18 protein-coding genes and 1 other RNA gene are annotated in these 24,577 nt (G+C 53.6%); 3 read left to right on the top strand and 16 right to left on the bottom strand.

The window, feature by feature from the left end; genetic code table 11:
- Nucleotides 1-192: 192 nt before the first annotated feature.
- On the bottom strand, nucleotides 193-846 hold the full coding sequence (fsa, locus tag OCV69_RS07320; RefSeq protein WP_158358515.1) for a fructose-6-phosphate aldolase: 654 nt from the start codon (nucleotides 844-846) through the stop codon (nucleotides 193-195).
- 91 nt (nucleotides 847-937) lie between these two features.
- Nucleotides 938-2,623: a DUF3298 and DUF4163 domain-containing protein gene (locus OCV69_RS07315; RefSeq protein WP_262563039.1), complete on the bottom strand. Its 1,686-nt coding sequence runs from the start codon at nucleotides 2,621-2,623 to the stop codon at nucleotides 938-940.
- Between the two features lie 276 nt (nucleotides 2,624-2,899).
- On the opposite strand from OCV69_RS07315, the gene OCV69_RS07310 reads away from it, so the two are divergent.
- Complete coding sequence (locus tag OCV69_RS07310) at nucleotides 2,900-3,817, top strand: carbohydrate kinase family protein (RefSeq protein WP_158358517.1); 918 nt, start codon at nucleotides 2,900-2,902, stop codon at nucleotides 3,815-3,817.
- Nucleotides 3,818-3,849: 32 nt separating this feature from the next.
- Here OCV69_RS07310 and OCV69_RS07305 read toward each other — a convergent pair whose 3' ends face one another.
- From OCV69_RS07305 to OCV69_RS07265, 9 genes are all read right to left on the bottom strand, one after another.
- Nucleotides 3,850-5,166 (bottom strand): amidohydrolase, encoded by a 1,317-nt coding sequence (locus tag OCV69_RS07305; RefSeq protein WP_158358518.1) that lies wholly within the window; start codon nucleotides 5,164-5,166, stop codon nucleotides 3,850-3,852.
- A 76-nt stretch (nucleotides 5,167-5,242) separates the two neighbouring features.
- On the bottom strand, nucleotides 5,243-6,217 hold the full coding sequence (locus OCV69_RS07300) for a nucleoside hydrolase (RefSeq protein ID WP_158358519.1): 975 nt from the start codon (nucleotides 6,215-6,217) through the stop codon (nucleotides 5,243-5,245).
- Nucleotides 6,218-6,233: 16 nt separating this feature from the next.
- The gene (locus tag OCV69_RS07295; protein ID WP_022274213.1) at nucleotides 6,234-7,166 is read right to left on the bottom strand and encodes an ABC transporter permease; all 933 of its coding nucleotides are present in this window, start codon (nucleotides 7,164-7,166) and stop codon (nucleotides 6,234-6,236) included.
- Nucleotides 7,167-7,169: 3 nt separating this feature from the next.
- Nucleotides 7,170-8,291, bottom strand: a complete 1,122-nt coding sequence (locus OCV69_RS07290) for an ABC transporter permease (protein ID WP_158358520.1) — start codon at nucleotides 8,289-8,291, stop codon at nucleotides 7,170-7,172.
- Nucleotides 8,288-9,838 carry an ABC transporter ATP-binding protein gene (locus OCV69_RS07285; RefSeq protein WP_022274211.1) on the bottom strand — a complete coding sequence of 517 codons (1,551 nt, stop codon included), beginning with the start codon at nucleotides 9,836-9,838 and terminating at the stop codon, nucleotides 8,288-8,290. The genes OCV69_RS07290 and OCV69_RS07285 overlap by 4 nt, the downstream gene beginning before the upstream one ends.
- Nucleotides 9,839-9,911: 73 nt before the next feature.
- A complete protein-coding gene (locus OCV69_RS07280) occupies nucleotides 9,912-11,099 on the bottom strand; it encodes a BMP family ABC transporter substrate-binding protein (RefSeq protein ID WP_158358521.1) in 1,188 nt (395 codons plus the stop codon).
- Between the two features lie 136 nt (nucleotides 11,100-11,235).
- Nucleotides 11,236-12,612 (bottom strand): MATE family efflux transporter, encoded by a 1,377-nt coding sequence (locus tag OCV69_RS07275; protein WP_158358522.1) that lies wholly within the window; start codon nucleotides 12,610-12,612, stop codon nucleotides 11,236-11,238.
- Between the two features lie 3 nt (nucleotides 12,613-12,615).
- The gene (locus tag OCV69_RS07270; RefSeq protein WP_158358523.1) at nucleotides 12,616-13,545 is read right to left on the bottom strand and encodes a nucleoside hydrolase; all 930 of its coding nucleotides are present in this window, start codon (nucleotides 13,543-13,545) and stop codon (nucleotides 12,616-12,618) included.
- A gap of 16 nt (nucleotides 13,546-13,561) precedes the next feature.
- Nucleotides 13,562-14,461 carry a ribokinase gene (locus OCV69_RS07265; protein WP_158358524.1) on the bottom strand — a complete coding sequence of 300 codons (900 nt, stop codon included), beginning with the start codon at nucleotides 14,459-14,461 and terminating at the stop codon, nucleotides 13,562-13,564.
- A 315-nt stretch (nucleotides 14,462-14,776) separates the two neighbouring features.
- On the opposite strand from OCV69_RS07265, the gene OCV69_RS07260 reads away from it, so the two are divergent.
- Together OCV69_RS07260 and OCV69_RS07255 are read left to right on the top strand one after the other, a co-directional pair.
- Nucleotides 14,777-16,678 (top strand): PfkB family carbohydrate kinase, encoded by a 1,902-nt coding sequence (locus tag OCV69_RS07260; RefSeq protein ID WP_158358525.1) that lies wholly within the window; start codon nucleotides 14,777-14,779, stop codon nucleotides 16,676-16,678.
- A gap of 71 nt (nucleotides 16,679-16,749) precedes the next feature.
- The gene (locus OCV69_RS07255) at nucleotides 16,750-17,838 is read left to right on the top strand and encodes a sugar kinase (RefSeq protein WP_022274206.1); all 1,089 of its coding nucleotides are present in this window, start codon (nucleotides 16,750-16,752) and stop codon (nucleotides 17,836-17,838) included.
- A gap of 33 nt (nucleotides 17,839-17,871) precedes the next feature.
- On the opposite strand, the gene OCV69_RS07250 is transcribed toward OCV69_RS07255, so the two are convergent.
- From OCV69_RS07250 to OCV69_RS07230, 5 genes are all read right to left on the bottom strand, one after another.
- Complete coding sequence (locus OCV69_RS07250) at nucleotides 17,872-20,169, bottom strand: SpoIID/LytB domain-containing protein (RefSeq protein ID WP_158358526.1); 2,298 nt, start codon at nucleotides 20,167-20,169, stop codon at nucleotides 17,872-17,874.
- Nucleotides 20,170-20,178: 9 nt separating this feature from the next.
- The gene (locus tag OCV69_RS07245; protein WP_022274204.1) at nucleotides 20,179-21,444 is read right to left on the bottom strand and encodes an AI-2E family transporter; all 1,266 of its coding nucleotides are present in this window, start codon (nucleotides 21,442-21,444) and stop codon (nucleotides 20,179-20,181) included.
- 158 nt (nucleotides 21,445-21,602) lie between these two features.
- A non-coding RNA gene (gene ssrS, locus OCV69_RS07240) (6S RNA) lies at nucleotides 21,603-21,782 on the bottom strand.
- A gap of 107 nt (nucleotides 21,783-21,889) precedes the next feature.
- Entirely contained in the window at nucleotides 21,890-22,552 is a 663-nt protein-coding gene (locus OCV69_RS07235) for an HAD-IA family hydrolase (RefSeq protein ID WP_158358527.1), read from the bottom strand.
- Nucleotides 22,553-22,630: 78 nt separating this feature from the next.
- Nucleotides 22,631-24,328 carry a phosphoenolpyruvate carboxykinase (ATP) gene (locus OCV69_RS07230; protein ID WP_158358528.1) on the bottom strand — a complete coding sequence of 566 codons (1,698 nt, stop codon included), beginning with the start codon at nucleotides 24,326-24,328 and terminating at the stop codon, nucleotides 22,631-22,633.
- Nucleotides 24,329-24,577: the final 249 nt, after the last annotated feature.

Genomic DNA, 24,577 nt, shown 5'->3' with positions numbered 1-24,577 from the left:
CCCCGCCATAATGATAACTACCTGTGCGAGCAGCCTCATGATCCTGCTCTTCTGATCTTTCTTCTCCATATACATCCTCCCTCAGTCTCTCTTCCGGCAAAAAAACGCAAAAGAAAGGAGAGTGCTGCGAAAACGCCTCCCGCAGTCCTCTCCATCTCTTATTCGATTGTATTTTTTCCGGATCTGTCCTTCTTATTTCCCAAATACAGCCTCATAGTCCTTGCGGAACTTTTCGATCCCCTGGTCAGTCAGCGGATGATGGGTCATCTGCTCGATCACCTTATAGGGAACGGTGGCGATATCGGCTCCGGCCAGAGCGCACTCCGTCACATGCATCGTATGGCGCACGCTGGCGGCAATGATCTCTGTCTGGATATTGTGAAGGTTAAAGATCTCAGAAACCGTCTCGATCAGGTCGATGCCCGGCTGGGAAATATCGTCCAGACGGCCTAAGAACGGCGATACGAAGGCAGCTCCGGCTCTGGCAGCCAAAAGTGCCTGATTTGCAGAAAAGATCAGAGTCACATTGACCTGGATCCCCTCAGATGCCAGCACCTTTGTTGCTTTTAAGCCTTCCACGGTCATCGGGATCTTCACCACCATATTGGGGTGGATCTTGGCGATCTCACGTCCCTCGGCGATCATTCCTTCTGCGTCGGTGGTGGTGGCCTTCACCTCACCGCTGATGGGACCGTCCACGATGGAGGCAATCTCCTTTAAGGTCTCCACGTAATCCTTTCCCTCTTTTGCGATCAGGGACGGATTTGTCGTAACTCCGCAGATCACGCCCATATCGTTGGCTTTCCGGATCTCCTCCACATTGGCCGTATCAATAAAAAATTTCATTGGTATCCCCCTCCTGTTCGGGTATTTTTTTGAACCTGTCTCCATTGTAATGGCAACCGGCAGGAATGTCAATGGACAATCGGCTCCATCCTCAGCCTGCGTACCCCAGGCTCTCGAAACAATCATATTCATCCATACCGCCGATCCGGAACCGGTACTGGTCCCTGTCCTTTTGGATCCGCAGCTCACAGTGTCTTCCGTCAGGAAGCTCTGCCTCTGCCCTGGCCGCCCCCGTTTCATCCGGGAGCTCTGCGGCCCTTAATACCAGCTCCGTTCCCGCCGGGATCCGTTCCTCTTTCCCTTCGATCCATACCGGAATCTCCGCAGAGGCCCGCAGCACCGGCCCCCGGTCTCCATTTCCAGGGATCGTGTAAACCGTTCCGTCCGTCTCCGGCATCCCGTCTTCACCCATGCGGAAGCTGCGGTACGCCATATACGTTCCCAGAAGATCGATGCGGTCGTACAGGAGAAAATGACCCGGATCTCCGATGAAGCTCCCATACATGGAATCTCCCGAAGAGCCCACATGGCAAAGCGTCAGCGTCCCGTTTTCATTCTGGAGCGCAAACACCTCCAGAGCCCTCAGATCATTCTCACTGGAAAATTCGAGCCATAGGAAGGGGCGGCCATCCCCGGCTTCCAGAAGCCATACGTCCGTGAGGCTCCCATAGCCCCCGGCCTCCCAGGGACCTGCCGCCTCCGTCTCTGCTCCCTCTCCTGTCTGGCTCAGGGTAATGGATGATGTATACGTCTCCTCATCCACCTGTACCGTATAAATATACTCCTCCTTTTCCCCGTCCCGGTCCCAGTCGGCGTAAAAGGGTTCTCCCTCTGAAAGCTGCACTGCTGCTCCCGCCCCGGCCCGGTACGTTTCCAGGAGCAGGTCCGGGCAGTCCGCAAACGTCATCCGGCTCTCAAGGCTTCCTTCCGACCAGGGCCCCAGAACATAAGGGTTAAATACGACGGTGATCCCGTCACGGTCCATGATCCATTCCAGCTGGCCCTCGTCTCCGGATCCATTCTGGAACATGGCCTCCAGGGTCTCCTCATATTCCGGATAAAGGCTTCCATCGTCCTGGCTCTTCACGTCCTCCTTCACATACTGGTACACTGCTTCCAGGTCTGTGACCACATCCGAAAGCGCCAGCCGCTTTCCCGAAGCCGGGTCAAAATTTACTCCATGGGCATAATAGCTTCCGTGGGCGCCGCCCACATAGGAAGAATCCATATCCCAGAAGCTGACGATCCGGCTGTCTGCCCGCTGTACCCGTATCTCCCGCTCAATATAATACTCCTGTCCGGGCTCCGGGGGATCCTCCCTGACCAGGGAAAGATTTTCCTTAAAACGTTCTCCCGTCTCCTGGGAAACCTCCGCATTATACTGGTCCAGGCCGTCCTTCAATGTATCCCAGCCGTCCACAGGAACATACAGCCCATCCCAGCGGCTCCTCAGCAGGCATCTCTGGTCCTTCCATTCCCCGTCATAGCTCCTCCGGGTCTCCACAAACAGCGGCTGATCTGGCTCCTGGTCCGGCCCAGAGGCCTCCTCCGGCTCTGCCGCCTCCCCGGCCCCGATCCCCCGGGACGTTTCTTCTGGTATTTCCCCGGTCCTGTTATCTCCGGATTCTGCCGTTTCCGTTTCATCCGCCGGATCTTCAGCCTTCGTTTCTGCTGCCTCCTGGTCCATACGGTCCATCTCACAGCCGGTCAGAGACACGGCCATAAGAAACGCCAGCCCCGCTCCCAGAGCCATTTTTCCTGTCCTCTGTCTTCTCATGATCCATCCCCCGCTTTCCATGTTGTATATCCCAGGTCCTGTCCGTTCCCTCAGTCTCCCGGGCATCCTTATGCCGCGCCCCAGATGGGCGCATTGCTTCTTCTTTCATTATAAGCTCCCGTCCCTGTTCCTTCTATAAAAATACGCTTACGATCATTTACGTTTTTCTTAAAGCCTCCGCTGCCCCTTTCCCTTCCAAAATCCATAGTAAAACCAGACAGCATATGCTATAATATGGCTGAAACAGACATTGTGCCAGAAAAGGAGAATTATCCCATGAAACCAGCTCTGATCATCGGTTCCACCTGTGTAGACGTCATCATCAATATCCATCATCTTCCAAAGACCGAGGAGGACATCCATCCCACCTCCCAGTCCATGGCCATCGGCGGCTGCGCCTTCAATGCCGCCTATATGGTACGGCTCTTAAACACCCCGCACACCTTTATCACGCCTGTGGGCGGCGGCACCTACGGAGACTATGTGGCAAAGCTCATGACCCAGGCCGGGATCCCCATTGCCGTCCGGGTGCCGGAAAAAGAAAACGGCTGCTGCTACTGCCTGGTGGAGGCCGGCGGGGAGAGGACCTTCATGTCCTATCACGGAGTAGAATATACCTTCCAGAAGGAATGGATGGAGCCGTATCCGGCAGAGGATTTCGGCCTCACCTACGTCTGCGGCCTGGAGATCGAGGAGCCCACCGGAATCAATCTCATTGAATATCTGGAGGAGCATCCGTCCCTGGAGCTTTTCTACGCCCCCGGGGCCAGGGTAGGAAACATGGATCCGAAGAAAACAGAGCGGATGCTGGCCCTTCATCCGATCCTCCACATCAACGCCCTGGAGGCAGAGGCCATGAGCCAGAAAACGTCCTATGAGGACGCCGCCGCATACCTGCACTCCATCACTGGAAATACCGTCATCGTGACCCTGGGAGAAAAGGGCGCTTACTGCATAGAAAAAGACGGGACCAGCTATCTGATCCCGTCCATTCCCGCCGATCATGTGGAGGATACCATCGGAGCCGGCGATGCACACGCGGGAGCCATCATCGGCTGCCTGACCAACGGCCTCTCCCTGCGGGATTCCATTGCATATGCCAACCAGGTATCCCGGATTGTGGTCTCTGTCAAGGGCTCTTCCCTTCCGCCGGAGCTCCTTCCGCCGCTCCCAGTCCCCAAAAGCGCCCGCTAGGCTGCCGCATGGCCCTGGGGCAGATAAAACTGCTACCGGATATCCGCATACTTTACAGACCGTTCCTTAAATTCCTTCATCATTCCGTCCAGAGCCTTCCGTTCTGCGGAAAGGTCTGCAAAGCACAGCCTGTGACCTTTTACCAGTTGTCTGCCATCCACCCAGACGCTGTCCACATTGGAAGCGTCTGCCGAGTATACGATGGCCGAATAGGGATCATAGACCGGGAACATGTTGACCGACTCCGTCTCGATCAGGGTCAGGTCCGCCCGCTTCCCAGGCTCAATGGAGCCAGTCTCCTTTTCCGCCCCCAGGACTCTGGCTCCTTCAATGGTCCCCATGGCCACCACATCCCTGGCAGTGAAAATGCTGCGGTCATGATACCAGGTCCGCTGGAACGCAGGGATCATCCGGAACTGATGGAACAGATCCAGGGTATTCCCCGAGGACGGTCCGTCAGTCCCCACGCCAACGACCACTCCTGCCGCCTTAAGGTCCCGGAGCGGACACACTCCCTTCCCCGATTTCGTATTGGAACCGATGCAGTGGGAGATCTTTGCCCCGGTCTCCCGGAAGATCTCCACATCCCGGTCTGTCATATGGATGCAGTGGGCTGCGATGGTCCTCTCTCCCAGGACGCCCAGTCCGTAAAGGAACTCGGCCGGCGTCTGGTCGTATTTTTCCCGGAACATTTCCAGCTCATAATCCATCTCGCTCACATGAAGCGTATAAGGAACATCATACCGTTCCGCCAGCTCATAGGCTGCCTTTAAAACCTCCGGCGGGTTTGTATTTGTAGCATGGGGCGCCACCACAGGCCGGATCCGTTCATGGCCCTTCCACTTCCGTATCAGCTCCTCACACATGGCCAGGGACTGGTCTGTATTTTTACTGTCACACGTCTCCATATCGATAATGGTCTGTCCCACATACGCCCGGATCCCCATTTCTTCACAGGCTGCCGCCACCTGATCTTCAAAATAATACATATCCAGCACCGAGGTAACGCCGGAAAGCAGAAGCTCGCAGACGCCGTACCGGGTACTCTGGCCGATCAGCTCCCGGTTCATGGTCTCCAGCTCCAGCGGGAATAAAAACCGCCTCAGCCGGTCCGGGCAGTCGTCTCCCAGGGACCGGAAGGGGATCATGGGGATATGGCAGTGGGTATTGATCATCCCCGGCATCAGGATCCCGTTTTTTCCGTCCACTGTCCCGTCCGCGTCTGCCGGCCCCTCCCCCTCTCCTGTCTCCAGGATCGTGTTCCCTTCCAGGACCACATATCCGTTTTCATAAACATGAAACTGTTCGTCCATGGTGACCACCGTCACATGATTGATCTTTGTACGCATATGATTCTCCTTATAAAAAGAGGCCGGGCCGTACAGGCCCTATGGCCTGAAACCGGCTCCCGGCCCTGTTTCTCAGCTAGTTCATTTCTTTATACGATCTTACTGTATCAAACAGCACTTCCCGGAACCGCTTCTGATCAAATTCCATGGCCACTTCCACGTTGCCGGAGGTCTTGTATTTATTCCAGCATTTTTCCCTGGAGATCTCCTGCTCCGGGTCTGTGCCCATAAAATCACGCCAGTCGCAGACAGTCATGCCCCTTGTGAGCTCGCCCTTTGTTTCCACGTCCACCTGGGTCCGGATGCTCTTTGTGATCACCCGGTCATCCACCCACCAGGCCACTGCACAGGCGTCGCAGATGGAGGTAAAATCAGAATTTTTCACAGAAAACTCCAGGATATCTGCGGCAAAGTCTCCCACCGTACCGCCGATGGCTCTTAACTGCTCCACATCTGCCATGTCCATATGGTTCTGACGGGTCAGGTTCAGCCCTGCCATTTTAATGGGGATCCCCGACTCAAAGACGATCTTTGCAGCCTCCGGGTCCACCAGGATATTAAACTCTGCAGCAGGAGTGGCGTTGCCGCTGGTGGCGGAGCCGCCCATACAGAGGATCTCCGGGATCCGCTTTTTTAATTCCGGCTCCTTTAAGATCGCCTGGGCCACATTGGTCAGCGGCCCTAAGGTGATCAGCGAGATATCGTCGTTTTCCATAAAGGTACGGATCAGAAAATCGGCTCCGTGCTCCTTTTCCAGCTTTTTTTCCGGCTCCCGGATCTCAATATCCCCGATGCCCCCGCTTCCGTGGACCTCTGTGGCCCGCACAAGCTGGTTCAACATGGGCATATCGTATCCTGCATACACCGGGATATCCGGACGCCCGGTCAGCTCTGTGGCGAACCTGGCGTTCCTCTGGGTATACTCCAGTCCCGTGTTGCCTCCCACTGCCACGATCCCCCGCACATCCAGATGGCAGATGCACAGGATCAGGGCGAACATATCGTCGATCCCTGGATCGCAGTCAATGATCACTTTCCGTTTTGTATCCATAATCTTTCTCCTTATGCTACTTCTGGCTGCCCTTCTCGATCTTTCTCTGGCGGTTCATGCGCAGCATACCAAATACCATAAGGGCGATGATGGTGGCTGCGTAGGGGATCATCTCCAGGAACTCCGTGGGGAAGCTGGTCTGGCTCTTTAAGCTGGTGGCCGCTGCGTCACTGAGTCCGAAGAATACGGCTGCAATACCTGCTCCCAGGGGATCGCCGCCTGCGATATTACAGGCAGAAAGTCCGATGTAGCCTCGTCCATTGACCATGTTCTTCATAAAGAAGCTTACCCAGCCCATGGACATGAACGCGCCGCCGAAGCCGCAGAGCACGCCGGAGATCAGGAAGGAAACGTATCCGATCCTCTTTACATTGATGCCGACGGATGCGGCCGCCCTGGCATTCTCACCCACTGCCCGGAGCCGTAAGCCCAGTCTTGTCCTCGTAAGGAAGAACCAAACGGCAAAGATCGAAATGAAAGCCAGGTATGTAAGAACATTATGTCCCGAAAGCATGGGGCCGATCAGCGGGATCTTATTGATCAGCGGAAGCACCACCGTCGGAAGTGTGTACGCCTTGATGGCTGCGGAGGTGGTAGCCTTTTCTCCTGTCAGCAGGTACATAACAAAGACCGTACCTCCTGTGGCCGCCAGGTTCACAGCAATACACGTCAGATAAAGGTCCGTCTTTCCGGACAGGCTGGAGAAGGCGATGACGGCACCCACCAGGACTCCGATGACCACAGCGCCCAAAAGGCCGATCCATACGTTTCCGGTCATTCCCGCAAACACAACGCCGCCCAGGGCCGCACAGAGCATCATGCCTTCCAGGGCCATGTTCATCATTCCGGCCTTCTTACTGATAACTGCTGCCATGCCCGCAAAGATCAAGGGAGTTGACAGCCTTAAAACAGAGTATCCAAAATTACCGATCCAGTCCAGTGTCAGCATTGATTACTCCTCCTTTCCCTTTAAGGCGGCCGATTCCTTTTCTGCCTTTTCCTTGGCAGCCAGTTCCTCTTCTGCGGCCTTATAGATCAGTTTCTTCTTATATCTTCCCATGAATTCCTCTGCCGCCACCATCAGGATAACGATACCCTGGATCACGGTGATGAATTCGATGGGGATATCTCCCTTGGAGTTTACCACGTCCGCACCGATACGGATATACGCCAGCAGGCAGGCTGCCACCGGCACCAGGAGCGGGTTCTTTCTGGCTAAGACCGCCACCATCAGGCCGTCAAAGCCGTGCTGGGTGGTAGCGACCCAGTTATAGCGGTCATAGTTTCCAAGGATCTCGCAGGTACCACCCAGGCCTGCCAGAGCGCCGCCGAAAAGCTGCGCGCAGATGATGGTTGCCGTCATATTGATACCGCAGGCCTTGGCAAACCAGGGGTTGCTTCCTACGACTCTCATCTTATATCCGAATACCATCTTGTAGAACAGCACAGCCACCAGGATCACGGCGATCAGGGCGATCACCAGACCTGCCTGGATCCGGAACTTGCCAAAGATCTGGGGAAGCTTGGCGTTGCCCGGGATGGGCAGGGAGCCCAGGGAACCGATGGTGGTATCTCTCATGGTATACATCATGATATAGATGGAAAGGAACATGAGGATGCTGTTTAACATTAAGGATGAAACAACAATATTGGCATTGAATTTGGAATCCAGCCACGCAGGAAGGGCGGACACCACAACACCTGTCAGCGCGCCGATGACCAGTAAAAGACCGATCATAACGGGTGCAGGAACGCTTTCTCCCAGCTTGATGGCAACCCAGGAGATCACACAGCCGGCAAACATGAAGATGCCCTCGCCGGCCAGATTGAACTTGTTCACCGCATACATGAAACAGAAGCAAAGTCCTGTGAAGGTAAACGGGATCGCAAGGTTAATGATACTTCCTACCCTTCTCACAGATGAGAACGGTCCCAGCACGAATTGCTGGATAATATAGATCGGATCGTCACTGACTGCAAACAGCGTCACCAGGGCCACGGCATAGGCAATGGCAATGGCGGTCAGGATCCGGACCAGCTCAACGGTAAATTCTACTCTGCTTGTTTTATTCATAACAGGCCCTCCATTTCCTCCGGGGTCATGGTCTTAAGCCCCAGCATGTACTCGCCCAGCTCTTCCTCGGAAACCTCGTTGGCTTTTCTGAATGCCGCCACGACCTTTCCCTTTCTCATGACTAAAAGCCGGTCGGAACACTCCAGCACCTCGTTCAGATCTGCAGAGATCAGAAGCGTTGCCGTTCCCTCTTCCCTGGATTTTTTAACGATGGTCTTTCGGATCATCTCGGCCGCGCCCACGTCGATGCCTCGGGTCGGCTGGTTGGCCAGGATGAAATTGGAGCCTGATGTGAACTCGCGGGCAACGACTACCTTCTGGATATTTCCGCCGGAAAGCATACGCACCGGCTCTCTCTTGTCGTCGCAGGCGATCTCAAAATCCTTGATGTACTGGTCCACGATCTCGTCGATATGCTTATGGTTGATGAACAGGCCGTTTCTGTATTCCTTTTTAAAATACCGGTCTGCGATGATGTTGTCCCGGATGGACATATCTCCGGCGCAGCCATACTGCATCCGGTCCTCGGGGATATAGGCAAGGCCCATCTGGCGGATCTCATGGACGTTCTTTCCCTTGATGTCATGGCCGTTTAACTCCACAGTCCCAGAGGAAAAGCTCTCCATCCCGGCCAGCACGTCGGAAAGGGCAGACTGGCCGTTTCCTTCCACGCCGGCAATGCCGATGACCTCGCCCTCATGGATATCAAAGGAAACATCGTCCAGCACCCGCTTTCCGGATGCGCTGTTCTTCACCAGGTTCCGGATCTTAAGCACAGTCTTTCCCACTGTGGGGTCTTCCTTCTCGATCTTTAAGACCACGTCGCGGCCCACCATGAGTCTCGAAATATCGGCCTCGCTCATATCCTTTAAGTCATAGCTTCCCAGACAATAGCCGTGGCGCAGCACTGTAACGCGGGTACAGATCCGTTTCACCTCTTCCAGCTTATGGGAAATAAAGATGATGGAATGGCCGCTGTTTCTTAAGAGGATCAGCTGCTCAAACAGCTCCTCTGTCTCCTGGGGCGTTAAAACTGCCGTGGGCTCGTCCATGATAATGATCTTGGCACCCTTGATGAGCACCTTCATGATCTCGATCTTCTGCATCTGGCCGACGGAAAGATCGCTGACCCTGGCCATGGGATCAATATTAAAGTTATATTTTTTCGCCACCTCTTCCGTCATTTCCACTGCCTTTTTAAAGTCAAAAAGGCCGTTCTTCATAGGTTCCACGCCCAGAACCACATTTTCTGCCACCGTCAGGGACGGGATCAGCATAAAATGCTGGTGGACCATACCGATCCCCTTTTCAATGGCGTCCAGGGTATTGAGGATCTTTACCTCTTTCCCATCCATATACACTTTTCCGGTCTGGGGCGTTTCCAGTCCGAACAGTACCTTCATCAGCGTCGTCTTTCCTGCGCCGTTTTCTCCCACAAGAGCCAGGATCTCGCTCTCATGAAGCCAGAACGTGACGTTTTTGTTGGCTACAAAACCATTGTCATAGATTTTGGTAACGTCTTCCATTCTAAGTATTTCCTTGGCCATACCCATCTTCCTCCTATATGGGATCAGCAGGATCGAACGGACAATCCTGCTGACCAAAAATCAATTTTTTCAGTTATGGAGCCACGGAATCCAGAAGCTGCTGGTACTCTGCCTCGTTGGCAAAATCATAATAGGATTTTACAGTGATCTCGCCGGAAAGGATCTTCTCCTGGGATTCAGCCATCTTGTCACGGATCTCCTGGGGAACGTTCTGCTGGAAGAATTCATTGTCCACATAGCCAACGGATTTTTCCTTTAAGCCAAGACGGTTTAACTTGCCCCATACTTCCTCTCCGTTTTCCACATCCTCAAAGAATGCTACGAAAGAGTCGCCCACGTTCTTTAACATGGAGGTTAAGATCACGTCTGCCAGTTCCGGGTTCTCAGAATCTTTATAATATGCGTACTGGTCGGAGTCAACGCCGATGGCCCATGTTCCAAGCTCCTTACATGCCTCGAACAGTCCGCCGCCGGAACCGCCGGCTACCTGATAGAATACGTCTGCCTTTTTGTCTCTTGCCTGGCTTAAGCAAAGCTCTTTCATCTTGGCCGGATCGGTCCAGGAACCAACGGAAGCCTTGATGACCTTAACCTCAGGATCGTAATCCTGAACGCCGTTTACAAATCCTGTTACGAAGTCTGCGATGACCGGGTTATCCATACCAACGTTTACGGCAACCACGCCTGTCTCTGTCATACCGGCTGCCATCTGGCCAACCATGTAGGAGCCTTCGTTCTGTGCGTAGAAGATAAACGCCACGTTCTCCGGGATCTCGGACTCATCCTTGGAATCGTCGAAGATGACGAAACGGTTCTCCGGATACTCCTCAGCTAATTTTAAGATAATATCGGTGTAAGTGGAGGAAGCCACGATGTAATAATAGCCCTCATCGATGACGTCTAAGATCATGTCCTCCCATTTATCAGCCTTGGACGGGTCGCCGACCTCGATGGTCTTGCAGTCCCAGCCCTTTTCTCTTAAAACGTTCATCCCCACTTCGCCGGAATCGTTGAAGGACTTATCACCTAAGTTTCCTACTACGTAAGCGATGCGCTTGTTGATCTCCTCGCCACCCTTGGCAGCTTCGGTCTCCTTGGCGTTATCCTTTTTCTCCGCCTCAGTTTCCTTTGCAGCCTCCTTGGAGGTCTCTTCGGCCTTGGATGCCGCTGTGGTCTCCGCGTCTCCGCCGCCTCCGCATGCAGCCAGGGAAAGGACCATGGCGCCGGATAATACTGCTCCTAATACTCTTTTCAGTCTCATTGTAATCCTCCTTCTTCTTGGTTAAAGATTTTAATTATTTTAATCAGACCATGAGCTCGTCCGATAGAAATACGATGAAAAATGCACAATTTTCTTCTTTGGTTCTCTGTTTTTTTATTCATACTGCCATTATACATCATCTTGTGAGATTTCGCATCCATTTTTTTGTATGAATTCTCCAGATTCCCACAAAGGCCTCGATGGCAATATTGAACTTGATGATGGATACCACCAGATAGGGAGACAGCCGGAACACAAAAGCGCAGGCAGCCGCCAGGGGAATGGTGATCATCCACATGGAAAAGATATCGCAGATCAGCCCCATCTTTCCGTCTCCTCCGGCCCTCAGCACTGCGATCATGCCGGTCATCTCCATACCAGAGAAGGGCCAGATGGCCACAAACACCAGCATAAAGTTTCTGGCATAGGCCGCTGCATCCGGAGTCAGCACATACAGCCGCGTGAACAGGCCGCCGAACATCAGGGTCAGGAGCCCCATGAGCGTTCCGCTTACCAGGCCGATGAGCACCATACTGTATGCTTCCTTCTGGATCCTGTCCTTAGACGCCCCGGAGCCAATGGTCTTTCCGATGGTCGTGGAGCAGGAATAAAGGATGGCATTGGTCACACAGGCCATCAGCTGATAATACACGTTGGCAATGTTGTATCCGGCCACGATGGTGGTTCCCATCTGGCCTGTGACAGAGCTTCCCGCCGTGGTTCCCGTGGACCAGATCAGCTCATGGAACACGATGGGAAAGCCCACCTTCCAGAAATCCCCCAGAAGTCTCCGGTCTCTTCTTTTCAGGTCAGAAAACTTCATGGAAAGCTTCTTCTCTTTCCGGAACAGGAACCGGCAGAGGATCAGAAGCTCCACCACCCGGGCAATGACCGTTCCCACGGCCGCTCCCCGGATCCCCAGCTCCGGCATTCCGAAATTTCCAAAGATCAGGCAGAAATCCAGAAATACATTTAACGGATAAGAGATCACATTGGTGGTGAAGGAGACCTTCATCTCCTCAAATCCCCGGCAGCAGGCAAAGATCATGGTACTGACGGCGCAGACTGGATACATGAGGGAGGCGATCCTTAAATACGGCACTCCCAGACGGATCAGCTCCGGATCGCTGCTGTATATCCTTAAAAGCCGTTCCGGCCAGATCATCACCACAGCCGAAAACAGCACACCGAAAACAGCGATGCTGCGGACCCCGATGGCCACCAGAGTCTTGATGCTCTCCGTATCCCTTCTGCCCCAGTACTGGGCGATCAGTACGCTGCACCCGGCAGAAAAGCCGCTGCACACCGTATAAAAAATGAAAAAGATCTGCTGGGCCTGGGACACAGCGCTCATCTGTACCTGGTCGATCCGCCCCAGCATGATGCTGTCCAGGGTATCAACGCTGACCCTTAAAAACTGCTGGAGGATGATGGGAACAGACAAAAGGACGATGGTCCTGTAAAACTGTGGAGAGGTGACGAACCACTCTCTTTTTTCCGCTTTTGCACCCATGGCTTAACCACACTGCCTCAGGCAGTCCTTGAGCCACTGCTTGAATACGGGAAGATCCAGCTCCATGGCCACAGAAACATTGGGCTTCTTTCCTGTGCGCCCCCGCCGGTCTACCATGGTATGGCCAGCCGTGTACTCGCCCTGGCACTCCACATCCACGAAATAATCATGGCAGACCAGGCACTGGGGGCATACGGCCGCAGCCGCAGCCAGAGCGTCGTGCATAAGGGCATCCTCTCCCCCGTCTGCATATCTTCTTATCATATAATCCAGGATATCGGCGGCCAGGACAGCTCCCTTATTTCCAAAGCTCCGGATCTCCTGCTCATCTTCCCGGATTAAGGCGGCCTTTAAGGTCACATCCAGTCCCACCATGGTCATGGGGATCCCGGAAGCGATTACCAGCTTTGCAGCCACCGGATCCACCCAGATATTGAACTCCGCTGTGGGCGTCATATTTCCGCCGAGGGCAGCGCCGCCCATAAACCAGATATGACGGATCTTTTCCTTTAACTCCGGATACATGCTTAAGGCAATGGCAATGTTGGTCATGGGCCCCACCACCAGAAGCTCCAGGCGGCCTTCCTCCTCTTCTGCGATCCTCCGGATCAGCTCCGGAGCCGTTTCCTTTGTGAATGGAACATTTTCTGCCGCCGGAAGGGTCACATCACCAAGGCCTTCGCTGCCGTGGGTGGCATCATAATATCCGGCTCTGGGATAAAACGGGATCTTCGCTCCCCGGGCCACCTCCACATCCGCGCCCAGGTATCCCACCAGATCCCGGTTATTCCTGGATGTGAAATTTTCGTTTACGTTGCCGTTGACACTGGTCAGGGCCCGGACCCTTATGGCATCAGAGCCAAGGGCTGCCAGAATGGCGATGGCGTCGTCGGTTCCTGTGTCACAGTCAATGATAAATGGTCTCTTTTCCATATTTTCCTCCCGTATCCTACATGCGTTCCCCAATGAACGCTTCCACTGCTGATCGTTCCGGCACACTGGGGGCCGCTCCCTTTTTCGTCACAGCCAGGGCTGCCGCAGCGCTGGCCTGTAAAAGAGCCTGTTTATGGCCTAGGCCTCCGGCGATCCCGGCAATGAAATATCCGCAGAACGTATCGCCTGCCGCCGTGGTATCCACGGCCTCCACCCGGAAGATATCCTGGAAGGACGTTTCCTCCGGATCGCAGTACCAGGCCCCCTGGTCGCCCAGGGTCAGCACAAAGGCTGCGTTCTTATATTTTTCTCTCAGGGCCTTAAGGATCGGAGCCGGTTCCTCGGAATCGGTTCCTGCCAGGATCCGCCCCTCCACCTCATTGAGGATAAAATAATCCACCAGCTCCAGATCGCAGAGGAACACGCCCTCGTCTGCCGGAGATGGGTTAAACGCCACCTGGAGTCCCCGTTTTTTTGCCTCTTCCATGGCAAAGTCAATGTTGGAGATCTCATTCTGCAAAAGGATCAGATCGCCCTTTCCAAAATGCTCAAGCACAGAGGATATGTATTCTCTGGTGATCTTCCGGTTGGTCCCGCCGCAGATGATGATATTGTTCTGTCCGGACTCGTCGATCTGGATCACCGCATGGCCGCTGGCCCCGTCCAGGGTCTCCACATAGCCCGTATCGGCTCCGGCCTCCTTCAGCATGTCCAGAAGAAGCTTTCCATCCCCTCCCACGGCTCCGGCATGGTAGACCTCCGCGCCTGCCCTGGCCAGGGCCACCGACTGGTTCAGTCCTTTGCCGCCGCAGAATTCCTCATAATCCAGGGCCTGGATCGTTTCTTTGGGCTGGACAAAACGCTTTACCGAATACGTTTTGTCAATGTTTAAAGAACCGAGATTTAAAATTTTCATAGGCCTCGCTCCCGTTTGGTAAAATATTTTCCGAAATCTTTTTCTTAAGCAGATAATATATGTTTTCTAGTTTTCTGTCAACCATTATTGTGGAATTTGCTCTTTATCCCGCTGTTTTCCCCATCTTTATCCATATTTTTGTCAAATTCTTCACAAGTTTTCCAGATTTTTTATTTGTTTTCACCATTTTTGCCAGATCCGGGTATCTCTTCCAGTATTTTTATGATATCCTAAAAGCAGCCTGGATACCGGGGGGCGACAGACATTCCTCTGCCTCCAGGGTCCAGATCGTTTCTTTAATACAGGGAGGAAAAAATGACCATCAAAGAGTTTGCCCTGCTGGCGGGAGTTTCCGTATCGACGGTCTCTAAGATCATGAACGGAAAGGATGCCAGCATCAGTGCCCGGACCAGGGAGCACGTTTTAAAGCTGGCCAAGGAATACAACTATGTCCCTTATGCGTCTGCCGCCGCGCCCACGACCCGGACGCTGACCATGGGCGTGATCTTTCAGAATACTGAACACGGAAAACGGCTCGTCTCCAGCATCCTCAAAGAGGCTGCCAGCCTGGGATATTCGCTGCTCCTCCGGGAAAGCGGGGATTCGGTGGATACGGAGCTTAAAAATATCTCCGCCATGGCGGCGGCCCATACGGACGGTGTGATCTGGGAGCCTGTCTCCAGTGACAGCCTTTTTCTGGGGGAAAAGCTGGACCGGGCCGGGATCCCCTATGTGGTCATCGGCCCCTATAAGGGCGCATTTCATATGGATTTTGAAAAAATAGGGGATACAGCCACCGGACTTCTTGTAAAAAAACGTCACGCCTCCATTGCCTGTGTGGCCGGAGACGATTCCCTGGCCAGGGAATTTTTCCAGGGCTACCGGAAACGGCTGTTTGACGAAAAGCTCCCCTTCCGGCAGGAGCTGGTCTTTCCCGATGCCAAAAGCCTTCCCGTAAGCGGGATCCTGAACGGACTATTCACGGCGGCTGTATTCTTCAGCCAGGCGGAAGCCCTGAAGTTTTATGAGACAGCCCGGAACCTCCAGTATGAGATCCCTGCAGATCTGTCCCTTCTGACCCTCCGGGACGGCAGCTCCGGCGGAGACCTTCCTTTCCTCTCCTCCCTGGCCATTCCCTTTGATGCCTTCGGTTCCCAGGCTGCAAGGCTTCTGGTGGCACGGATCGAAAAATGGGAACATATGCCGGAATTTTCCCCGGACTTCCCGTTAAACACAGAGGCCACCTTAAGCGTTCCCAGGGATCTCCAGAAAAAACGGGTCATTTCCATTGGGAGCGTCAACATGGACAACTACCTAGCCTTTGACGCCCTGCCCCACAGCGGACGGACCGTTACCTCCTCGGACTCAGCCACTTACCCTGGCGGAAAATGCCTGAACCAGGCCGTTGGCGTGGCCAGGCTGGGCCACCACGTCTCCGTCATCGGCCGGGTGGGCGGCGACGCCGATTCCGACTCCATCTACCAGGCGGTCCGGGACTGCCGCATTGACAGCAGCGGCCTTCTGCGGACTCCCGGACAAAAAACGGGCCAGGCCTATATCTTTGTCCAGAAAAACGGGGAATCCATGATCTCCATCCTTTCAGGCGCCAACAGCCAGGTCTGTCCCGGCGATATCACAGCCGCTGAACGGCTCTTTGACGGAGCCTGCTGCTGCCTGATCCAGACGGAGATCCCCATGGAGGCTGTACTGACTGCCGCGTCCATGGCAAAACGCTACGGCCTCATGACCGTACTGAAGCCCAGCTCCTGCGGCCCCCTGACAGAGGAGCTGTTAAAAAATATCGATGTGGCCGTCCCCAACGCCGAAGAGCTGTCCATGATCTGCCCAGGAAAGGGCTCCATAAAAGAAAAGGCCGCCAGGCTTCTTTCCCATGGGATAAAGACCGTCATCGTCACCCTGGGAGCCGGAGGCTGCTGGATCTTCGGTAAGGAAACTGCCTGTCACATTGAAGCCGCCGATTTCCGGTCCGTAGACAATACGGGAGCCGCCGACGCCTTCATCAGCGCCCTGGTTTCCTACCTGCTCTATGGGTTCTCCATGGAAGCTTCCTGCCGGATCGCCTCCTGTGCCGCCGGCTTTTCCATCACCCGACAGGGCGTCACCCCGGCGCTTGTGGATAAGGACACGCTGGAGCAGTATCTGGAGCAGAACTCTCCCTCTCTGATAAAAGAAGCAGGCCGGAAAAAAGATCGTTAAATTTTTATTGAAATCTGTCCGGAAGTGGACTAGAATAGAACTATCCTTTAATTCCAAGGAGGAACGATTTTATGGAACATTACAATCCGCTGCTCACTGGCCTGGAAAGCCCGGAAAAGTTCATCACCGTCGGCGAGATCATGCTGCGGCTGACGCCGCCCAACTATGAAAAGATCCGCATGACCTCCACCTTCGAGGCCAGCTACGGCGGCAGCGAAGCAAATATCGCCCTGGCTCTGGCCAACCTGGGCGTGGACAGTACCTTTTTCTCCGTGGTTCCCAACAACAGCCTGGGAAAGAGCGCCATCCGTATGTTAAGGAGCAACGACGTCCACTGCACCCCTGTGATCTTAAGCACGCCGGAGCAGACACCTACCCACCGGCTGGGAAGCTATTACCTGGAAACAGGATACGGGATCCGCGCCAGTAAAGTCACTTATGACCGGAAAAACAGCGCCATCACAGAATTTGATTTTGATACCATTGATCTGAAGGGACTTCTGGAGCACTTTACCTGGCTCCATTTAAGCGGCATCACCCCGGCCCTGGCTCCCAACTGCCGGAAGCTCACCATGGAGTGCTTAAAGACAGCCAGAGAACTGGGCCTTACTGTGAGCTTTGACGGAAATTTCCGCAGCACCCTGTGGACCTGGGAGGAGGCCAGGGATTTCTGTACCCAGTGCCTTCCCTATGTGGACGTTCTTTTAGGCATCGAGCCTTACCACCTGTGGCGGGATGAGGAGGACCACAGCAAGGGAGACGTGAAGGACGGGATCCCCTTCCAGCCCAGCTACGAGCAGCAGGATGAGATCTTCCAGGCCTTCATTGACCGGTATCCCAACCTGAAGTGCATCGCCCGTCATGTGCGCTATGCCCACAGCGGCAGCGAAAACAGCCTCAAGGCGTTTATGTGGTACGAGGGCCATACCTTTGAAAGCAAGCTTTTCACCTTCACCATTTTAGACCGGGTAGGAGGCGGCGACGCCTTTGCCAGCGGCCTGATCTACGCCATGATGCACCACTATAAGCCCATGGACATGATCAATTTCGCCGTGGCCAGCAGCGCCATCAAGCACACCATCCGCGGCGACGCCAACATCACCGACGACGTGGACACCATCCGGAATCTGATGAATATGAATTATGATATCAAGAGATAGAAAAAGGGAGCTGCGTATCACAGCTCCCCTTTTTTACACCACATCTCCAATATCTACGATCTCACACCCATCATAGAAAAATTTCAGGATCTCCTTATAATTTTTTCCTTTCTTTGCCATCCCCTGGGCCCCGTTCTGGCTCATGCCGGCTCCGTGGCCGTAGCCGCCGCCGTAGATCGTAAAGGCGGTAACGCCATTTTCATCGGTCCCCTGGTTTTCTATGTAGATAAACCCGCTGGGAAGGGTCTCCCATTCTGTGTAGGTGCTGCCGTCCTTCCGGTTGAAGACAAGTCTGGTGTTTCCCAGCACGCTCCGCACCTTGCTCTGGCCGGTGAAAGTCTTGGAGCCCTCTGTGCCCACGACCTTCAGAGCCTTTGCCGCGCCTCCAGGTCCCCGTTCTGTCACCGTAAGGCCCGTAATCTGGCCGACTCCGCCGATCTTTTCTGCCAGGATCTGGCTGTCCGTCTTTGCGTTCCACCGGAACATGGCAAATTCTGAATCGTATGCCTCCACATCCATATTTTTTATGAATGCTCCAAAGGCCTCGTTGGAGGTAAGGTCCATGGGCTTCCTCTTTTCATTGATGGAGACCGCCTTTAAATACGGTGTCGCCGAACCGTCGTTTCCCCACACGGTCCCGTCGGTGCCGTGGCCGCAGGAGGTGGAATAGTAAAGGGCGTCGATGGGCTCCCCATCGTAGGCAGCCATCTGGCCGAAGGTCTCATTGACAGCCGCGTCAGTGGTGTCAAAAACGGAGGTATTATTATACACCTGGAAGCTGGTGCTGTCGTCCACATGGGCGCCGTATTCTGAATACGAGCTTCCCCGGATCTGCCTCCAGGCATAGGTCCTTGCGCAGACGGCCTGGGCCTTTAAGGCCTCCAGCTCATACGTATGGGGCATCTCGCTGGGCACCACCCGCTTCAGATATTCCTCAAGATCCACCTCGTTCAGAAGAAGGAGGCCCTCCTCCTCCCCGGTGATCTCCATATGGCCCGGATACACCGGAGTTCCCTGACTCCGCTCAATATTCCTGACGGTGATCATGCCGCCTTCATTGGCGGACCGGAATACCATACGGCCGCTTTCCAGCCGTGAATCTCCAGCAGAAATGGTCACCGGCTCTCCAGCCGCCACAGACTGGGTCTTTTTATCCTTTTCATCCCCATATTCCAGCATAGCCATGGAATCGCAGACCAGGGTGATCTCCGGATGGAACAGGGACTTGAAATTTGTTGTCATCAGAAGAACGCGGATATTATCAATCTCCGGCTTCTCTGTCGTCAGGGCCGCGCAGATCTCATCGCCGGCCACCACAAAGGTCTGCATATGATAGCCCACCAGGATATCCGATTTCTTCTGCTCCTTTAAAACGCCGTAGGTACGGTAGATCTTAAAGTCCTCTGACAGGGGCACGGTGCCGTAGCCCTCGATCTCGATCTCATCCTCCCTCACCGAAAGGACAGTCCCGGTGATGGTCTCCTTTTTCAGTACCAGGCGGATGGGCTTTCCGTTTTTCAGATACAGATCCCCGATCTGGCCGGAAATCTCCTCTTCATTCTTAAGGACTCCCCTTACAGGAAATTCCCGCTGGATATTTCCAATGAACACCGTCACTGTATTGCCGGAAAATCCGGATATCCAGGCGTTTTCATATACGATCTCATCGGAGACCACACCCTGGACCTTTATGATCCCATCCTCCCGCACCAGGAGCTTTATGGTCTTATCAATATAGGAATCCAAAAAAAGCCCTTCAAACAGGAACTTTCCATCCTTTGTGTAGGCCGTCCAGGGGGACGCCCCGTCCACATTCCCCGGGGTCCCGTAAAGATCTGTTTCGATCTCCTTTACATTCCCATCCGGATCTGCAAAGGCCCGGAACGCATCATAAAATTCCCAGAACTCCGCTTTATCCACGGCCTTTCCAGCCTTTTTCCCCGCTGCCTCTGTCACATATCCCGCAAGAGAGGGTTCCCCCTCCCCTTTGGCCGCGGTCACCCAGCCGGACAGCTCCCCATAGGTAACGGCCGAAACGGCGCTTCCCTCCGAAGGGTAGCACGTTTCCGGATCCAGATATCCCTTGGCATAGAGATAATCCATATATTTCACATACCATTGGTCCTGCAGCTCTCCCGGAAAAAAGGAAGTCTCCGGACCTTCTGCACGGACTGCGTCCTCACCCGCAAGAGTAAGGGCGATGGCCCTGGAAGCCGCCGCCCGGGACACGCCGTTCCCCCGGGGCTCCATGACCACGATGATGATGAGCAGGGCCACGATCACCGTGGAGATCCCTGCGGTCCAGTTGATCAGTTTCTTTTTTTCGTCCATAGCACCTCGTTATTTCTGTCTGATAAACCTGCCGCTGTCCGCATCGATCTTTTCCAGATCCATATAATCGTCCGTATCCTGCGGGAGATTCTTTTTCCGTAAGAAATGGCACTGGAATTTGGAAAACAGGTCGAACACCACCGCCGTCAGCGGCACAGCGACGATCATGCCCACAAAGCCCCACAGTCCGCCGAAGAACAGGATGGAAAACAGGACCCAGAAGCTGGAAAGCCCAGTGGAGTCCCCCAGGATCTTGGGGCCCAGGATGTTTCCGTCAAACTGCTGGAGTACCAGGACCAGCCCCACAAAATACAGGCACTGCCTGGGGCTTATGAGGAACACCAGCACCGCGCTGGGAATGGCTCCTATGAAGGGGCCGAAAAACGGGATCACGTTGGTAACGCCCACGATAACACTGATCAGAAGCGCAAAGGGCAGCTTAAACAGGTTCATCAGGATAAAGCATAGGACCCCGATGATCAGGGAATCGATCAGCTTCCCGATAATAAATCCAGAAAACACCTTATGGATATAGCGGAACTCCTCCACAGTCCCGTTGGCCGCCCGTACCGGAAGGATGGCGTAAACGATCTTTTTCACCTGGGCCGTCAGCGTGTCCTTGATATTCAGAAGATAGACCATGACAATGAGGCCGATCAGGATATTTTTTGCCAGGTTGAAGATGGTGAGCACACTGTTGGAAACTCCTCCCAGGATCTTTTCCAGGCTCTCGAAGCTTCCGATGCTCTGAAGGTGGGGGATCAGATTACTGGAGGACCAGTCCTGCACGGCGATCACCGCCTGCTGGTACACAGAAAGCACCATCTCCTCCAGGGGAGGGTTATTGGCAAACAGCCCCGTGAGCCACTCATACAGGTTCTGGATATACACTGGCATGGTGTTCACGATCCCCGCAATGCTGGAATAAAGCTGGGGGATGATCATCATAGCCAGGCTCACAACGATGATGTACAGAAGCGTCAGGCTGAGGACCGTTCCCACGGTCTTCTGGAGAAACGCCTTTAACTTCTCATTTTTCATTTTCTTTCCCAGCAGCTCGCCCGTAAACCGGACTCCGCCGTTGTATACAGGTGAAAATAAAAACGCCAGCACGGCTCCGTAAATGATCGGAGTCAGGATCGATATGATCCGGCCTCCCAGGGCCAGGATCGCCTTCCGTTCCAGAAACAGGAAGATTACAGCCGTGGCCGCCGCCAGCACCAGCACCGCTGTGATCCCCATATAAAGGTATCTGTCAAATCTGTGGTTTTTCATATCAGTCTCGTCTCCTCGGCAGATTTTTCCATTATGTATCGTTTTCACTTCTATACCATATCACATTTTCCGGCAATTAGAAAGGGCCAGATTGCGGTCCCGGCAAAATATCCGCTAAAAAACAGGAAAGCAGCGATTGCTCGCTGCTTTTATCTTTTGCAAATCCCAAAATGCCGGTTCCTGCATAATTGACTCCTAGCGTTGCTAGGTGGGCGACCGCACTTAAACTTCTGCCTTCCACTCATACGGAGGCCTGACATCCGTTTAAAAATATAGGAATCCCGTTTGTCATAATGTAGGTTCAAAATAAACAGGAGTATCGAACATTCCAGGAATTGCTGTCCTGTTTTCTTATGGACCTATTATAGCTCATATGTCTGCTTTTTTCAAGTTCCATTTACTGCCGTAATTTTAAATATTTTGTGAAGACTGTTCTGTATTTTTCTTACAGCTCCTTAAGAAGCTCCAGAAGCGTCTCCGGCGTTTCTGTGATCCAGTCCGCTCCGGCCTCTGAAAGCTCCTCCCGGCCTCCGTATCCATAAAGGACACCCACCGAGGAGATCCCTGTTTTTTCCGCTCCCTCAATGTCATGGCGGCGGTCCCCCACCATAATGATCTCGTCCTTCTTCTCAAGCCCGCAGGAATCCATCACATACTGGATCACCTGGTCCTTTTTCACCCGCAGTTTTTCTCCGCCGTCGTCCTCTGCCCCGCCTACGAACCGGAAATATTTTGTAAGCCCGAAATGGTCCAGGACCCGCTTTGCCATATCCTCCGGCTTGGATGTTGCCACATAAAGCTCCTTTCCCGCATTCCGAAGGCTCTTCAGCATGGCCTCCACTCCTGGAAACGGCGCGTTCTCCATCCATCCCTTTACGTTATAATATTCCCGGAATACAAAAACCGCCTCATGGGCGTCATAATCCGGAAAATCATAAAACTCCTTAAAGCTTTCCGGCAGCGGCGGTCCCACAAAGGGCTTCAGGACATTCAGATCGTCCACCTGGATGCCGTAGCGCCTCAGGGCATACTGCACGGCTCTCGTGATCCCCGGCATGGAATCGGTCAGAGTCCCGTCCAGGTCAAAGAAAATATGCTGCTTTCCCATGTCTGCTTTCTCCTCTCTGGCCGCTGGAGCCATGGTTAAAAGGGCGCAGGAAAAAATCCCTGCGCCCGGTTTTATTGCTTAATTCAGTTCTTTTACAACTCTCTCAAGGGCCTCAAGAGCGTCGTCCGGAAGCTTGTCGTAGCCTTCCTTGGCAACTGCAAATTCCTTGATCTCGTTGACGCGGTCGTTCATACGGGCCTTTAACTGGCTTACGTACTCCGGATCGTTCATATCCGGCACAAAGCCTTCCCAGTCCATGATCTCGATATCGGAGAACGGACCCCACTGATGGAAGTCTGCCTTCTTCTCAACGATGGCTTCCAGGATTCCAAGGGTGTCGGCCGGTCTTACCTTCTTGCCCATGAAATCGCCGGTGTTCACGATATAGCAGTCCACGTTCTTTTCCTCAACCAGCTTTTTGAATTTCTCATAGTCGTTGGCTAACGGATATGTACGGAACGGGTTTGCGTACGGAACCACAACCAGCTTGTTGGGATCCACGCCAGGAGCAAGACGCTCTGCGGAGGATCTCTTAGTTGCCAGGGTAGCGCCCATAACGGAAGCTAAGGAAGCCCCTTTTAATTTTACTACCGGCGGGATGGTCGGGTCCTTCATGATCCAGAAAATAGCGTTGACCGGGGAGTCGATCCTGTCCACACGGTTGGGAGACCATAATTTGGACTTGATGGCGCGGCCGTTGCCGTTTCTTACATCCTCTGTCACCAGCTGGATCTTTCCGTCCTCATCCAGGGTCGCAGAGCAGTTCTGGGCGGTCAGCAGGTACTGGTTGTCCGGGCAGCCGGTGGGATAATCGGCCGTCTTATCAAAGTATGTGGGCTCCAGAGCGATGGATGCGCAGGTATCTGTGTTGATGATGAACGCATCGTCGTGAAGGACCTTGATCTCGTACTTGCCGCCGTGTTTTGCATGAGTCAGGGTGGACTTACCGGATCCGGACAGGCCGTATACGGAAGCTACGTACTTGCTGCCGTCAGCCAGGGTATATTCCTTCTGTCCGCCGTGGCAGGAAGCGTAGCCGTTGCGGTTTGCAATGGCCCATGCCATGGTCAGGGTGCCCTTCTTGTGCTCACCGAAATATCTCATACCAAGGATGCATGCGCAGTTGGTATCGGTATTGAAGTAGCACAGGGTCTTTTTCTGGGGATCGGACAGGCAGTCCAGGGATACGCTGGGTCTGTCGGAGCCGCACCACTGAGGATCGGAGAAGATATAGATATCCGGCTCCTTTCCGTCGCCCACGGGTTTGGATTTTTTGTACATCTTTACGTACTCATCAGACATGTACTGGAAGTTTAACATCCAGTTGTACATGATGTTTTCTTCTCCCTCCGGGATCAGAAGGTGGGCCTTAACCATAAATTCGGGATCCAGGCCTACGAAAACCTCTGCATGGTACATGGTTTTCCAGCGGGACTCGTAGATCGCGTCCATCGCTACCTTGTCAAGGGCTTCACAGTCCACGCCCGGCTCGCCTGCGATGCGGCGTGCAGTTGCGTAGCGGCCAGTGATGGCTCCGTCGTTGAATAACAGAACCTTCGCGTCCTTGTCCAGACCAAATTCCTCTCCTCTGTAAACGGGCATATCGGTCACGATCGTTCCTGGAGAATTCTTTGCTAATTCATAAGCCTCTCTCAGGGTATTTACCTTTACCACGTTGTTGCCGTAAAAAGCACCCTCGATGATGGATCTGGTTTTGGAAAAGCCCACTTTTCCTTTACCAATTTCGCTGATTGGGTAATAAGCCTTTGTTGACATTTGAAAAACCTCCTTGAATGTTGGTCACTAGATGGCTTTATTATCCCATCAAAATTGGATAAAGTCAATTCATTTTGCGATTTAATTTATTAGTTTTTTATGAATTTTGCATAAAAATGAAAAACCGGGACAGGTTTTCGTTTCCCATCCCGGTTTTTCACTAAGTCATGAACCACCAGTTCAACTGGTGGTTTGATTATGCCCCTATAAGGGGCCTATGCCTGCAACGCCTGAAAGGCGGATGCCTCA

The sequence above is a fragment of the Alitiscatomonas aceti genome (assembly GCF_025567195.1).
Taxonomy (GTDB): Bacteria; Bacillota; Clostridia; order Lachnospirales; family Lachnospiraceae; genus Alitiscatomonas; species Alitiscatomonas aceti.
Note: the sequence above shows the minus strand (reverse complement) of the source record. Positions and strands in the feature narration are given on the sequence as shown.

What these genes read in the sequence shown, in the direction of transcription:
- OCV69_RS07250 (WP_158358526.1), bottom strand. Translation starts at nt 20,169, where the DNA reads ATGGACGAAAAAAAGAAACTGATCAACTGGACCGCAGGGATCTCCACG.
- OCV69_RS07265 (WP_158358524.1), bottom strand. Translation starts at nt 14,461, where the DNA reads ATGAAAATTTTAAATCTCGGTTCTTTAAACATTGACAAAACGTATTCG.
- OCV69_RS07290 (WP_158358520.1), bottom strand. Translation starts at nt 8,291, where the DNA reads ATGAATAAAACAAGCAGAGTAGAATTTACCGTTGAGCTGGTCCGGATC.
- OCV69_RS07285 (WP_022274211.1), bottom strand. Translation starts at nt 9,838, where the DNA reads ATGGCCAAGGAAATACTTAGAATGGAAGACGTTACCAAAATCTATGAC.
- OCV69_RS07235 (WP_158358527.1), bottom strand. Translation starts at nt 22,552, where the DNA reads ATGGGAAAGCAGCATATTTTCTTTGACCTGGACGGGACTCTGACCGAT.
- OCV69_RS07300 (WP_158358519.1), bottom strand. Translation starts at nt 6,217, where the DNA reads ATGGATACAAAACGGAAAGTGATCATTGACTGCGATCCAGGGATCGAC.
- OCV69_RS07255 (WP_022274206.1), top strand. Translation starts at nt 16,750, where the DNA reads ATGGAACATTACAATCCGCTGCTCACTGGCCTGGAAAGCCCGGAAAAG.
- OCV69_RS07230 (WP_158358528.1), bottom strand. Translation starts at nt 24,328, where the DNA reads ATGTCAACAAAGGCTTATTACCCAATCAGCGAAATTGGTAAAGGAAAA.
- OCV69_RS07315 (WP_262563039.1), bottom strand. Translation starts at nt 2,623, where the DNA reads ATGAGAAGACAGAGGACAGGAAAAATGGCTCTGGGAGCGGGGCTGGCG.
- OCV69_RS07275 (WP_158358522.1), bottom strand. Translation starts at nt 12,612, where the DNA reads ATGGGTGCAAAAGCGGAAAAAAGAGAGTGGTTCGTCACCTCTCCACAG.
- OCV69_RS07270 (WP_158358523.1), bottom strand. Translation starts at nt 13,545, where the DNA reads ATGGAAAAGAGACCATTTATCATTGACTGTGACACAGGAACCGACGAC.
- OCV69_RS07280 (WP_158358521.1), bottom strand. Translation starts at nt 11,099, where the DNA reads ATGAGACTGAAAAGAGTATTAGGAGCAGTATTATCCGGCGCCATGGTC.
- OCV69_RS07310 (WP_158358517.1), top strand. Translation starts at nt 2,900, where the DNA reads ATGAAACCAGCTCTGATCATCGGTTCCACCTGTGTAGACGTCATCATC.
- OCV69_RS07260 (WP_158358525.1), top strand. Translation starts at nt 14,777, where the DNA reads ATGACCATCAAAGAGTTTGCCCTGCTGGCGGGAGTTTCCGTATCGACG.
- fsa (WP_158358515.1), bottom strand. Translation starts at nt 846, where the DNA reads ATGAAATTTTTTATTGATACGGCCAATGTGGAGGAGATCCGGAAAGCC.
- OCV69_RS07305 (WP_158358518.1), bottom strand. Translation starts at nt 5,166, where the DNA reads ATGCGTACAAAGATCAATCATGTGACGGTGGTCACCATGGACGAACAG.
- OCV69_RS07295 (WP_022274213.1), bottom strand. Translation starts at nt 7,166, where the DNA reads ATGCTGACACTGGACTGGATCGGTAATTTTGGATACTCTGTTTTAAGG.
- OCV69_RS07245 (WP_022274204.1), bottom strand. Translation starts at nt 21,444, where the DNA reads ATGAAAAACCACAGATTTGACAGATACCTTTATATGGGGATCACAGCG.